Source organism: Aliivibrio friggae, from assembly GCF_057368515.1.
This window is the reverse complement of record NZ_CM170648.1, coordinates 2,617,779-2,630,522: the sequence shown is the minus strand read 5'-3', so window position 1 is coordinate 2,630,522 and position 12,744 is coordinate 2,617,779. Positions and strand designations below refer to the sequence as shown.

Below are 12,744 nucleotides of genomic sequence, written 5' to 3'. Positions count from 1 at the left end.
CCATTTTTTAAGTTTAAATTTTTAAGAATACAGTCACCGCGAGTATGCGGATCAAGGAGAATAGAATGAGCAAGAAAGTAGAAGTAAACAAGGTTGTTGTTGCATACTCTGGTGGTCTAGATACGTCAGTAATTATTCCATGGTTAAAAGAAAACTACGGCTGTGAAGTTATCGCTTTTGTTGCCGATGTTGGTCAAGGTGAAGAAGAGCTTGAAGGCATTGAAGCAAAAGCCATCGCATCGGGTGCTTCTGAATGTTATATCGCTGATCTAAAAGAAGAAATGGTATCAGAATATATCTTCCCAACATTAAAAACGGGTGCGCTTTATGAAGGTAAGTACCTACTAGGTACTTCAATGGCTCGTCCTATTATCGCAAAAGCACAAGTAGAAGTAGCGCGCCAAGTGGGTGCTGATGCACTTTGTCACGGTTGTACAGGTAAAGGTAACGACCAAATCCGTTTTGAAGGTGCCTTTGCTGCATTAGCACCAGATCTACACGTAATTGCGCCATGGCGTGAGTGGGATTTAGTGAGTCGTGAAGAGTGTCTTGATTACCTAGCTGAGCGTAATATCCCTTGTTCAGCATCATTAACTAAGATTTATTCTCGTGATGCGAATGCATGGCATATCTCTACAGAAGGTGGTGTGCTTGAAGATACATGGAATGCGCCAAATGATGATTGCTGGGCATGGACGGTTGATCCAGAACAAGCGCCAAATGAATCAGAAACAGTATCAATTAAAGTAGAAAAAGGCGCGGTTGTTGCTGTTGATGGTAAAGCGATGACCCCTTATGAAGTGGTTGTTTACCTAAACGAGAAAGGCATCAAGCACGGTGTTGGTCGTATTGATATCGTAGAAAACCGTTTAGTTGGCATGAAATCTCGTGGCTGTTATGAAACTCCGGGCGGTACGATTATTAATGAAGCGTTGCGTGCTGTTGAGCAATTGGTTCTAGATAAAGCATCGTTTGAGTTCCGTGAAGAGCTAGGCATTAAAGCGTCTCATCTTGTTTATGATGGCCGTTGGTTCACTCCACTATGTAAATCAATCTTAGCGGCGACTGAAGAGCTAGCACAAGATGTGAATGGTGATGTTGTGATTAAGCTATATAAAGGTCAAGCGACAGTAACTCAGAAGCATTCTGATAACAGTTTATACTCTGAAGAGTTTGCAACGTTTGGTGCAGATGAAGTGTATGACCAAAGCCATGCTGAAGGCTTTATTCGTCTTTACTCACTATCAAGCCGTATTCGTGCACTAAATAGTAAATAGGCTAAGGTTCCCATTAACAGACGTCAGTGGCTAAAATATAATTAATAACAACTGTTAAACAATTTGATTTACACTAGTCGAAGCGCATTTAGTTACTAAATGCGCTTCGATTTTTTTTGTCTAAACGATTACAATAAAGATACCTCACGGTTTAATGAATAAATATGTAAATAAAGTGAATTAAACCTTTATTTTTGTCGTGAATTGCCGTAAGTTTGAACCATCAAGAAAAATACTGAATTGAATCAGAATTAATATTTGCAAAAAGCAGTGAGCACTGTGCATTTAGGAGAAACACCATGGCATTATGGGGCGGACGTTTTAGTCAAGCAGCAGACACAAGATTTAAACAGTTTAACGATTCACTTCGTATCGATTATCGCCTTGCAGAACAAGATATTGTTGGTTCTATTGCATGGTCTAAAGCACTACTTTCTGTCAATGTTATTAATGATCTTGAGCAGCAAAAGCTTGAATTAGCACTGAATGAATTAAAATTAGAGGTGATGGAAGATCCAGAGCAGATTTTATTGTCTGATGCTGAAGATATTCATAGCTGGGTAGAAACACAACTGATTGGTAAAGTTGGTGACCTAGGCAAGAAATTACATACAGGTCGTTCGCGTAACGACCAAGTCGCGACGGATTTAAAACTGTGGTGTCGTCAACAAGGCCACCAATTACTTCGTACTCTTGATCTACTTCTTAATCAGTTAGTTAATGTTGCATCTGAGCATCAAGCAACGGTATTACCGGGCTATACACACTTACAGCGTGCGCAACCGGTGACATTTGCTCATTGGTGTTTAGCTTACGTTGAAATGATTGAGCGTGATCACTCTCGTCTTGAAGATGCGATTAATCGTTTAGATACTTGTCCATTAGGGTCAGGCGCGCTAGCAGGCACTGCTTATCCAATGGATCGTGAGAAACTGGCTCGTAACCTTGGTTTCCAACGTGCAACGCGTAACAGTTTAGATTCGGTATCGGATCGTGATCATGTGATGGAGCTAATGTCGATTGCTTCAATCTCAATGGTTCATTTATCGCGTCTTGCAGAAGATATGATTTTTTATAACTCAGGTGAATCAAACTTCATTGAGTTGGCAGATACGGTAACGTCAGGTTCATCGTTAATGCCACAAAAGAAAAACCCAGATGCATTAGAGCTGATTCGTGGTAAATGTGGCCGTGTCTACGGAGCATTGGCTGGCATGATGATGACAGTAAAGGCGCTACCTCTGGCTTACAACAAGGATATGCAAGAAGACAAAGAAGGCTTATTTGATGCCCTAGACAGCTGGTCTGATTGTATCGAAATGGCCGCTTTATGTTTTGAAGGCATCAAAATCAATGGTGAGCGTACACTTGAAGCGGCAAAACAAGGCTATGCAAACTCAACAGAGTTAGCGGATTACTTAGTAGCAAAAGGTATCCCATTCCGTGAAGCGCACCATATTGTCGGTGTAGCTGTTGTCGGAGCGATTGAGAAAGGTTGTGCACTAGAAGAGCTTTCTATCGCAGAATTAAAAGCATTCTCTGATGTAATTGAAGACGATGTATATGAGATCTTAACCATTGAATCTTGTTTAGCTAAACGTTGTGCTCTTGGTGGCGTTGCACCAGAGCAGGTCGCTTATGCTGTAGAGCAAGCAGGTAAACGTTTAGAAGAGCGCGATTCAACTGGCGTGAAAGTACGTCCAGCTCGTTTAACTGATTTAGATGCGTTAGAAGGAATGGTTGCGTATTGGGCTGGCCTTGGTGAGAACTTACCTCGTAATCGTAATGAATTGGTGCGTGATATCGGCTCGTTTGCTGTATCAGAGCATCATGGCGAGGTTACAGGGTGTGCCTCTTTATATGTATACGATTCTGGCTTAGCAGAGATTCGCTCACTCGGTGTTGAAGCGGGTTGGCAGAGCCAAGGTCAAGGTAAGGCGATTGTTCAACACTTAGTTGAGAAAGCTCGTGAGATGGCGATTAAGAAAGTCTTTGTACTAACTCGTGTTCCTGAGTTCTTTATGAAGCAAGACTTTATTCCAACCTCTCGCTCGTTGTTGCCTGAGAAAGTTCTGAAAGATTGCGATCAGTGTCCTCGTCAACACGCATGTGATGAGGTTGCACTTGAAGTTAACCTACAAGAACAAGTGATCATTAAAACCAGTGTTGCTTAATGAGTATTACAATAGTTATGCGAGACAGTTAACTAAATACTCAAAATAAAAAAGAAAATGTGGTGAACTTTTTAATTAGATACTAGTCTTATTAATACTGCTTTTTCTTAGAAAGATTCTAAGAGGCCCTGATATCTATTTTGATATCGGGGCTTTATTTTTTGTACGTCATAGTGTTTTTTGATGTTAATCGATAGTAGAACATCATTAATAGATGCAGACTAAGTAACCCAGTAAAAGCACTACTTATCATAAAAGTAGTAATCGCTTCTATTTGATAGGGGGTTGATTGAAAGAACTCTAGCCAGGTAAGCCAGCCACCGATAGAGAGAAAAGTCAGCTGTTTCATGCAACGAGAGCAACGACCGAGCTTTTGTTTAAAGATGTCTGAACGGCAAGTTTTACATGACATGATGATAGATTCTTAGACTAATACGTAATGATCTGAACTTTAAATGCAAAAAGACCAATGCGCAAACATTGGTCTTTTATTTTTTAGGCATTATTGAATCAGATTAACAACCTGGGCCACAATCCATACAATGTTTGATCGTCTCTGGGCCTAAGTGTAATTTAGCATTTAAATCACGAAGGGCAGTACGAACGCCTTCTTCAATCACTGGGTGGTAGAAAGGCATATCGAGCATGTCTGATATCGTCATCTTATTTTGATGTGCCCAAGCCAATAGGTGTGCTAAGTGCTCCGCATTTGGGCCCATCATTTCAGCACCTAGGAAACGACCTGTTCCTTGTTCTCCGTATACATGAAGAATCCCTTTATTACGTAGCATCACTCGTGAGCGACCTTGGTTTTCAAAAGAGACTTCGCCTGTTGCGAAACAACCACAAGTGCCTAAACGTGTTGTAATTTCTTTATACGTTTCACCAACCATCGCAATTTGTGGGTCAGAGAAAACCGCTGAGATTTTCGAACGGCGAAGGCCTGCACGGATCTCGGGGAAACGACCGGCGTTATCACCCGCAATACGAGCTTGGTCTGCTGCTTCGTGTAATAGTGGCAGTTGATTACTTGCATCACCCGCAATGAAAATGGTTGGTTGTGATGTTTGTAATGTGTAGTGATCAGCGGTTGGTACGCCACGAGCATCTAGTTCAAGAGAGGTATTCTCTAGACCTAATTTATCAGTATTTGGGCGACGACCTGTTGCGGCTAATACATATTCAACAAGATTAGTTTCTAGTTCACCTTGTTTGTTGATGAATATAATCTCAACACGATCTTCACCTGACTCAGTCGTAATACGCTTCATGCTTTCTACTTTTACATCAGCATCAAGATAAAACTCTTCATTAAAGGCTTTGTTTGCATACGCCATTACTTCAGGGTCTGTTACTGGACCAACTTGGCCGCCTAAACCAAACAGCTTGGTTTCAACACCTAAACGGTGAAGCGATTGACCAAGCTCAAGGCCAATAACGCCAGGGCCAAATACCGCGACTGATTTTGGTAAATCATCCCAATTAAATACATCATCATTGATGATCAAACGATCACCTAACTCATTCCATACTGCAGGGTAAGCAGGGCGAGAGCCTGTTGCGATAATAATGCGTTTTGCAGTGACGATAGTGTGGTCGTCAACTTGTAACGTGTTGTCATCTAAAAATTTAGCGTAACCAGAGATTTTATCTTCTGCTGGTATTTCATCAACGCCTTCTAAAACAAAGCCAACAAAACGGTCACGTTCAAATTTTACTCGGTCCATGACTTCACGGCCATTAATAACGATCTCACCTTGAGGGTGAATACCAAATTGAGGTGCTTTTTCAATTTGGTGAACGCTTTCTGCTGCTGCAATTAATAGCTTTGATGGCATGCAACCAACACGAGCACAAGTGGTACCATAAGGTCCGCCTTCAATCATGACAACACTGTCAGTATGTGCTTTTGCTGCACGGTAAGAGCCTAAACCTGCTGTACCACCACCGATAACAGCTACATCTACATTGACTTGTTTCATAATAATTCTCTCGTAATCGCTTTATTTTGAGTGAACGAACCCCTCCGACTTTTATTATTATTTTTAAGTCAGTCAGATAATAGGTTAGTTTGAGTGTTTGGCGTTGCTGTGTTTTCTAATCTTTGAAGTGATTAACTAGCCCACAAAGTGGTGGGCTAGTTGATGGTCTATCTTAATGGATTAACCTAGGAACGTTTCTAGTTCTTCACTGCCACCGATGTGTTTGCCACCGATGAATACTTGAGGAACGGTAGAACGACCAGTAATTGCACGTAAGCTTACTGTTGTTGCATCTTTACCCAATACAACTTCTTCGTAGTTAAGACCTTTGTCGATTAGGTTTTGTTTTGCTTTCACACAGAAAGGACAACCTGGTTTTGTAAATACAGTGATTGACTCTTGCTCTTTGTGTTCAGGAGCTAGGTAGTTCAGCATAGTATCAGCATCAGATACGTTGAACGGGTCGCCTGCAACATCTTCCTCGATAAACATTTTTTCAACTACGCCGTTTTTAACTAGCATGCTGTAACGCCATGAACGCTTACCAAAACCGATGTCATTTTTCTCAACTAGCATACCCATGCCATCTGTGAACTCACCGTTACCATCTGGAATGAAAGTAATGTTTTCAGCTTCTTGGTCTGCTTTCCATGCGTTCATTACAAACGTATCGTTTACAGAAACACATAAGATGTCATCTACACCATTCTCTTTAAATACAGAATGCAGCTCGTTGTAACGAGGTAGGTGGCTTGAAGAACACGTTGGAGTAAATGCACCTGGAAGGCTAAATACGATAACGGTTTTGTCTTTAAATAGTTCTTCTGTTGTTACGTTAACCCAAGCATCGCCTTTACGTGTTGGAAAAGTAACTTGAGGAACTGATTGACCTTCTTTAGATGTAAACATAATGATGTCCTTTAAATTTTAATTAATTTTGAATTTCTTATTCGGGGTCTGCCCGGTTGATGTAGCTATTATGCAAAAGCTTGCTTGATAGTTCTAATCGTTTGGTGTTATCGTTTCAATCGTTAAAATCTATCAACTATATTGTCATATTATGAATCAAAGCTGTCAGGAGTGTAATACATGAATATCCGTGATTTTGAGTACTTGGTCGCACTTGCTGAGCATAAACATTTTCGTAAGGCGGCAGAGTCTTGTTTTGTTAGTCAGCCGACATTAAGTGGACAGATCAAGAAGCTAGAAGAAGAGGTTGGATTAACCTTATTGGAAAGAACCAGTCGTAAGGTGTTATTTACTGATGCAGGCTTACAATTAGTAGAGCAGGCTAAACGGATCCTCATTGAAGTTAAACGTTTCTCTGAACTTGCTAACCAACAAGGCAAGGAAATGACGGGGCCATTACATCTAGGTTTTATACCTACTGTTGGGCCTTATGTTTTACCTTGGATTGTTCCAACACTAAAAGCACAGTTTCCTGATTTAAACTTATATCTTCATGAAGCGCAAACTCATCAATTAGTTAAGATGCTTGAAGAAGGTAAAATTGACTGCATGATATTGGCTTCTGTAGATGAAACAAATAATTTTATTGAAGTCCCTGTTTATGACGAGCCAATGGTTTTAGCCGTTCCTAAAGATCATAAATGGGCGTCTGAAGAGTCAATTGATATGTCGCGTTTAAGTGGGGAATCTGTCTTAATGCTAGGTGATGGTCATTGCTTACGAGATCAAGCTTTAGGATTCTGCTTTGCTGCAGGAGCTAAAGATGATGATCACTTCAAGGCCACTAGTTTAGAAACCTTGCGTAATATGGTTGCTGCGGGTAGTGGGATAACATTGATGCCATACCTTTCTGTACCAAAAGAAAAAGAGCGAGATGGGGTGTGTTATTTACCCGCTAAAGCGCCGATCCCGCATCGTCAAATCGTATTGGCTTATCGTCCGGGTTCGCCATTAAGAAGTCGTTACGAAGCGCTAGCGAAAGAAATAGAACATAAAATGACAGCCGTTATTAATTAAACCTCTAACTCTAGGCTGTTAAGAATAAAAAAGGGACGCTTAAGTAGCGTCCCTTTTTATTTTCTTTAGATAACTGATTTAGAATAAACTTTCGTCTTCTTCACCATCACCATCCGTATCACCAGATGAATAAAGCGTATCTTGGAAATCTTGTTTTACGTATTCTGTCGGCTCAGTTCCACCAGCAAAATATTCCCACATACTGGTTTCATCATTTTTATTGGTTAATAGACCTGTTTCGCGATCTATTTTTACCTTGATGATATTAGCAGGAAGACGTTGGCTCTCTTCTGGAACACCATCAAGCGCAACTTTCATAAAATTAACCCAAGCGTAAATAGCCGTTTTACCGCCAGCTTCGCCACCGGTAGGCATCTCTTCTTTGGTCATGTTGTCGTTTTTAGTGGTATAGCCTAATCGGTGTGATGGATTATCAAAACCAACCCATGCAGTTGCCACTACATTTGGGCCATAGCCGTTATACCATGCATCAACTGAGTCATTAGTTGTCCCTGTTTTACCACCAATATCACGACGTTTTAGAACTTGTGCACGCCAGCCAGTACCATTCCAGCCAGTGCCTTTACGCCAGCTACCGCCACCCCAGATATTGCTATACATCATTTGTTTAACTAAGAATGCATTTTGCGCTGAGATAACTTTTTTAGCATAAGGAGAGTCGTCATCATTTTGTTGAGAACAATCACTTTGGCAAATGGTTTTTGGCGTTGCTTTATAAACTTCATCACCAAATGGACCATTGATGTGGTCAATGTAGTAAGGCTCTACGTAGTAACCATTGTTGGCAAATACAGAGAAGCCTTGTGCCATTTGTACTGGCGTTAAGCTACCCGCACCTAGTGCAATGGTTTCAGAGTGTGGGATGTCTTCTTTTTTAAAGCCAAAGCGAGTCAGGTAATCAATGGTTTCATCTAAACCGACTTCACGTAACACACGAACAGCCATTACGTTTTTAGATTGAGCTAAACCAATACGTAGGCGAGCAGGGCCAACATAAGTTGGTGGCGAATTCTTAGGTCGCCATGCTGTACCTTGACTCTGATCCCAAGTATTGATCGGAGCATCATTTACTAAGCTTGCTAGTGTTTTACCGTGGTAAAGAGCAGCAGAGTAGATAAATGGCTTAATACTAGAACCAACTTGACGCACAGACTGAGTAGCACGGTTAAATTTGTTGTGAACAAAGTTGAAACCACCTACTAAAGAGGTGATAGCTCCATCGGTTGGGTCCATAGCAACAAACGCGGTATTTGCAGCAGGCACTTGGCTTAGCTTCCACACCGTTGTTGTTACGTCATCGGTAGTCTCTTGGCTTAATGGGCGAACATACACTTGCTCACCTGCAGCTAAGATATCAGCGGCACGACGAGGCGCAGGGCCTTGGCGTTTGTCTGTTTTAAAGCGACGAGCCCATTTCAAACCGTCCCAAGGGATAGTTGCAATACCTGTATTTTTAATATCAACCGTTGCTGTTTTTCCTTTAACAGAAAGAACAACAGCGGGCATTAGATCACCATAAGAAGGTTCATTTCTTAAATGCTTAGCAATTGCATCTTCATCGAATGGTGTCGCTTTTGGTTCCCACACTGTTTTCACTGCACCACGGAAGCCATGACGTTCGTCATAAGCCAGTAGATTATCAATGGATGCTTTGTTTGCTGCCGCTTGCATTTTTGAATCGACAGTCGTGTAGATATTCATACCAGAAGTATAAGCGGCTTCTTCACCGTACTTATTCACCATCCAAGCACGAGCGATTTCTGCAATGTAAGGTGCTTGAAGTTCAATCTCTGCCCCGTGGTATTTAGAGATAATCACTTCAGCTTTAGCATCGTCAAATTCTTGCTTAGTAATGTAACCTTCATCAAGCATACGAGCTAAAACAACATTGCGACGAGTCGTTGCACGATCAACAGAATAGATAGGATTCATAGTTGATGGGGCTTTTGGTAGGCCTGCAATAATGGCAACTTCACCTAAAGTGAGCTGTCCAATTTCTTTACCAAAATAAACATGAGCTGCTGCGCCAACGCCATAAGAGCGGTAACCAAGATAAATCTTATTTAGATAGAGTTCTAAGATTTCTTGTTTTGTTAGTAATTGCTCGATATGAACGGCAATAAAAATCTCTTTAATCTTACGCATGATTTTCTTCTCATTAGATAAGAAGAAATTACGCGCAAGTTGTTGAGTAATGGTACTCGCCCCTTGTTTTGCTGAGCCAGAAGCTAAAACAGCAAAAGCAGCACGAGTAATACCGATAGGGTCAAAACCATAGTGGCTATAAAAGCGACTGTCTTCGGTTGCAATAATCGCTTCAAGTAAATGAGGAGGCATCTCTTCTAATTTAAGAGGAATACGACGCTTCTCGCCAAATTGAGCAATTAATTTACCATCGCGGCTATATACCTGCATTGGTGTTTGTAGTTGTACATCTTTCAATGTTGCCACGTCTGGTAATTCTGGTTTCACATATTGGTAAAAACCAAAAATTGTTGTGACCCCAAGAATAATGCAAACCAATGTAGCTATAAGCAGTGCCTTTATGAACTTCACCTGATAATTCCCGTTTACTTTAATCTGTATTGTCGTTTCTAACCCGTAACTGAGTAGTATAAATATAACACAACAAAAGATAACGCAAATAAACGCTTAAATTTGAGATATTTATTTATTACCTGGAGTTAACCCAAGATGAACTATCCCACCATTACCGGTTTAGATATAGGGCATCATAGCATTAAAGCCGTCTCAGTAAGGTTAAAAAGAGGTCAATTAGAATTGGTTGGCTATCATGAAATACCATTGTCTGCGTCAGTATTTGTTGAGGGAGGTCGATTATTAAATGAAAGTGTAAAACTGCAGTTATCTCAATTAAAAAGAAGAGTAAAATCAAATCAAAAACGGGTCGCTTTTTCTATTCCTGATCATCACATAATGAGTAAGTTAATTCAGATAGACAGCCAATTGGATGACAAAGAAATAGAATTTACTCTGACTCATGCGTTTGAAAAACAAACATCGCTCTCTTCTGCTGAATTAAATATCGATTTCTCTATGATAAAACCGTTGGAAAGTGATGATTTAAAAATAACGAATTATCAAGTATTCGCTACCCGTAAAGAGATTGTTCACTCTCGTCAGGAGTGGATAGAAAGTGCTGGCTTTCTGACGGTACTCGCAGAAATACATTCGCACTCATTATTAGCGTTATGGCAGCGAGGGGTGATGGCCTATCCGGATAAAAATAACTGGATGTTAGTCGATATTGGATATCAACAACTCATATTTTGTATCGCCTCTCCTAATCAGCACTTATACAGTAAGCAAGTTACTTTTGGTGCATCAATGGTTCAAAATACAAATAATAGAGAGCAATACATCGCTCAATTATCCGAACATATTCGTCGTCAAATCACTCTGTATTCTTCAATTCACGATCACAAAGTAGAAGGCGTGTGGATTACTGGTGGTGGCTCCCTGTATCCCGATTTAGCTTATTTATTGAGTGATGAAATATCATTGCCGATTTTAGAATTTAATCTTCTCTCCTTATTTCAACCATCAAGTAAGTCACTGCCTTCTGTAGATACACCTATTAATCAATATGCCTCGGCTTTAGGTTTGGGATTAAGAGGAATTGAATGGCTTACCAAATAAACTTATTGCCTTGGAGGGAGAAAGAGCGAACCAAGCATAAGCACCAGTTTGTATTGGTATTGATTGTTGTCATTGTCTTAGCTGCAATGATCCAATGGCGTGGTTTTAATTATTTGCACAGCCAGTACTCACAGCAAGCGAAGAGAAATGGATCCCTAGAAGCGCATATAGAGAAACTGGAACAAGAGTTAATACAATTAAACACCATCAAAAAACAGTATCAAGAGAGATTACAGCGCTTAACGGCGGTGGAAGAACTGCAACAGAATAAAAATAAAACCACTCAATTACTGAATACGTTACCTGAGATTATTACAGAGGGTATTTATCTTAATAGAGTTCGTATCCATGAAAGGAAGGTGGAACTAAATGGGGTGAGTGACAGTCATGCTCACCTTGCCAGTATGTTAGATAAATTAGAACAATCGCAATATATAACATCAGTGAAAATGCACTCTATTGTTTCTGAACGATCTGTATTTGATAGCGAGGTTAACCGTTTTGACGTTTCATTTTCGCTACTTCCTTTTGTGGGCTTTGAGGGATTATGACTGACTGGTTAGCGTTGGATTTGGATGAAATAGCAGAGTGGCCACTGCTGCCAAAAATATTGGTTATTTTACTGTTATGTCTTGTGGTTCAAAGTGCCGGATATTGGTTTTTTTTGCAGCCCCTTAGTGATGATATCGAGCAGTTGAAAGCAGAAGAACTCTCGTTAAGAAGTGCAGTTGAATATAAATATAGCCAAATGGCAGTGGAGCCTCAAATAAATCATCAACTTAGTGAGTTGAACTTACGCTATGATTTTTTAGCGCGGCAATTACCAGAACAGAAAGAGTTAGCAAGTGTGCTTTCGTCTATTAATCAGGTTGGTATTAATCATCAATTAAGCTTGACGCGAATTGATTGGGGTGAGAGAGAAGAACAGCCTTTCTTCTATAAGTTACCACTGAATATTGAAGCAACAGGCAAGTACCATGACATAGGTGCATTTTCAGAAGCCATTGCCGATCTGCCGCGGATGATTAGCTTAGATGTGGTGGATATTCAAAGAGTCACGCCAGAGAGTGATATGTTGCACGTCCGAGTGATGGCAAACACCTATCAGCTTAAGAGTGCTTATGAATAATCGATTTAGGTTGATAACCCTCATTATTTTTATGCTCACTCTTATTGGTTGCAAAGCGAATAAAGAACCTCTGGATCTCTTTTATAGTGAAGCGAAACAAAAAGGAGGTGCTGAAATAGAAGGCCTATCTCCCGCAATCTCTTTTGATGTTGAGTCATATAGTAAAGCGAATCTCCGCTCTCCCTTTTCATTACCAAATCAAACAGAGATAACCTCACAACCGTTAGAGACAAAGGACTGTTGGCAGCCACTGCTTAGAAAGAAAAAAGATCCACTGGAACACTACTCTTTGGAACAGTTGAGATTGAAGGGAATGATGGGGTTTGAGTCTGATGTTATTGCCTTAATAGAAACCCCAAGTGGCGACGTGGTTAATGTCCGTAAAGGCCAATATATAGGACAGAACAATGGGAAGTTCATCAGTATTCAATCAAATAAAATCATTATCAAAGAGATCTTAAGTGATGGTTTGGGTTGCTGGAAGAAAAGAAAGTTCGCCTTGGTATTAAGATAAG

11 protein-coding genes are annotated in these 12,744 nt (G+C 40.5%); 7 read left to right on the top strand and 4 right to left on the bottom strand.

Annotation, left to right across the window (positions count from 1 at the left end):
* Window positions 1-65 precede the first annotated feature (65 nt).
* On the top strand, window positions 66-1,277 hold the full coding sequence (locus AC2INI_RS12120; RefSeq protein ID WP_486304928.1) for an argininosuccinate synthase: 1,212 nt from the start codon (window positions 66-68) through the stop codon (window positions 1,275-1,277).
* A gap of 299 nt (window positions 1,278-1,576) precedes the next feature.
* The gene (gene argH, locus AC2INI_RS12115) at window positions 1,577-3,451 is read left to right on the top strand and encodes an argininosuccinate lyase (protein ID WP_122033755.1); all 1,875 of its coding nucleotides are present in this window, start codon (window positions 1,577-1,579) and stop codon (window positions 3,449-3,451) included.
* Between the two features lie 154 nt (window positions 3,452-3,605).
* Here argH and AC2INI_RS12110 read toward each other — a convergent pair whose 3' ends face one another.
* The 3 genes from AC2INI_RS12110 to AC2INI_RS12100 form a co-directional block, all read right to left on the bottom strand.
* On the bottom strand, window positions 3,606-3,863 hold the full coding sequence (locus AC2INI_RS12110; protein WP_486304927.1) for a DUF3624 domain-containing protein: 258 nt from the start codon (window positions 3,861-3,863) through the stop codon (window positions 3,606-3,608).
* Window positions 3,864-3,966: 103 nt separating this feature from the next.
* Complete coding sequence (locus AC2INI_RS12105) at window positions 3,967-5,433, bottom strand: dihydrolipoyl dehydrogenase (protein ID WP_486304926.1); 1,467 nt, start codon at window positions 5,431-5,433, stop codon at window positions 3,967-3,969.
* A gap of 180 nt (window positions 5,434-5,613) precedes the next feature.
* Window positions 5,614-6,342, bottom strand: coding sequence for a glutathione peroxidase (locus tag AC2INI_RS12100; protein WP_122033752.1), 729 nt, complete (start codon window positions 6,340-6,342; stop codon window positions 5,614-5,616).
* Between the two features lie 180 nt (window positions 6,343-6,522).
* Here AC2INI_RS12100 and oxyR point away from each other — a divergent pair, with 180 nt between their 5' ends.
* Window positions 6,523-7,419, top strand: coding sequence for a DNA-binding transcriptional regulator OxyR (oxyR, locus tag AC2INI_RS12095; protein ID WP_122033751.1), 897 nt, complete (start codon window positions 6,523-6,525; stop codon window positions 7,417-7,419).
* A gap of 78 nt (window positions 7,420-7,497) precedes the next feature.
* Here the strand turns inward: oxyR and AC2INI_RS12090 are convergent, their stop codons facing one another.
* Window positions 7,498-9,996, bottom strand: a complete 2,499-nt coding sequence (locus AC2INI_RS12090) for a penicillin-binding protein 1A (RefSeq protein WP_486304925.1) — start codon at window positions 9,994-9,996, stop codon at window positions 7,498-7,500.
* A 138-nt stretch (window positions 9,997-10,134) separates the two neighbouring features.
* On the opposite strand from AC2INI_RS12090, the gene pilM reads away from it, so the two are divergent.
* Genes pilM through AC2INI_RS12070 form a run of 4 tightly spaced genes read left to right on the top strand, consistent with a single transcriptional unit; the run spans window position 10,135 to window position 12,743 of the window.
* A complete protein-coding gene (pilM, locus tag AC2INI_RS12085; protein ID WP_486304924.1) occupies window positions 10,135-11,100 on the top strand; it encodes a type IV pilus biogenesis protein PilM in 966 nt (321 codons plus the stop codon).
* A complete protein-coding gene (locus AC2INI_RS12080; protein WP_486304923.1) occupies window positions 11,085-11,651 on the top strand; it encodes a PilN domain-containing protein in 567 nt (188 codons plus the stop codon). The genes pilM and AC2INI_RS12080 overlap by 16 nt, the downstream gene beginning before the upstream one ends.
* Window positions 11,648-12,229 carry a type IV pilus inner membrane component PilO gene (locus AC2INI_RS12075; RefSeq protein WP_486304922.1) on the top strand — a complete coding sequence of 194 codons (582 nt, stop codon included), beginning with the start codon at window positions 11,648-11,650 and terminating at the stop codon, window positions 12,227-12,229. Before AC2INI_RS12080 ends, AC2INI_RS12075 begins: the two co-directional genes overlap by 4 nt.
* The gene (locus AC2INI_RS12070; protein ID WP_486304921.1) at window positions 12,222-12,743 is read left to right on the top strand and encodes a pilus assembly protein PilP; all 522 of its coding nucleotides are present in this window, start codon (window positions 12,222-12,224) and stop codon (window positions 12,741-12,743) included. The genes AC2INI_RS12075 and AC2INI_RS12070 overlap by 8 nt, the downstream gene beginning before the upstream one ends.
* Window position 12,744 lies beyond the last annotated feature (1 nt).

Excerpts from the sequence above, each read along its gene's own strand:
- AC2INI_RS12120 (WP_486304928.1), top strand. The coding sequence starts at position 66 with ATGAGCAAGAAAGTAGAAGTAAACAAGGTTGTTGTTGCATACTCTGGT.
- AC2INI_RS12105 (WP_486304926.1), bottom strand. The coding sequence starts at position 5,433 with ATGAAACAAGTCAATGTAGATGTAGCTGTTATCGGTGGTGGTACAGCA.
- AC2INI_RS12100 (WP_122033752.1), bottom strand. The coding sequence starts at position 6,342 with ATGTTTACATCTAAAGAAGGTCAATCAGTTCCTCAAGTTACTTTTCCA.
- AC2INI_RS12110 (WP_486304927.1), bottom strand. The coding sequence starts at position 3,863 with ATGTCATGTAAAACTTGCCGTTCAGACATCTTTAAACAAAAGCTCGGT.
- AC2INI_RS12080 (WP_486304923.1), top strand. The coding sequence starts at position 11,085 with ATGGCTTACCAAATAAACTTATTGCCTTGGAGGGAGAAAGAGCGAACC.
- oxyR (WP_122033751.1), top strand. The coding sequence starts at position 6,523 with ATGAATATCCGTGATTTTGAGTACTTGGTCGCACTTGCTGAGCATAAA.
- argH (WP_122033755.1), top strand. The coding sequence starts at position 1,577 with ATGGCATTATGGGGCGGACGTTTTAGTCAAGCAGCAGACACAAGATTT.
- pilM (WP_486304924.1), top strand. The coding sequence starts at position 10,135 with ATGAACTATCCCACCATTACCGGTTTAGATATAGGGCATCATAGCATT.
- AC2INI_RS12070 (WP_486304921.1), top strand. The coding sequence starts at position 12,222 with ATGAATAATCGATTTAGGTTGATAACCCTCATTATTTTTATGCTCACT.
- AC2INI_RS12075 (WP_486304922.1), top strand. The coding sequence starts at position 11,648 with ATGACTGACTGGTTAGCGTTGGATTTGGATGAAATAGCAGAGTGGCCA.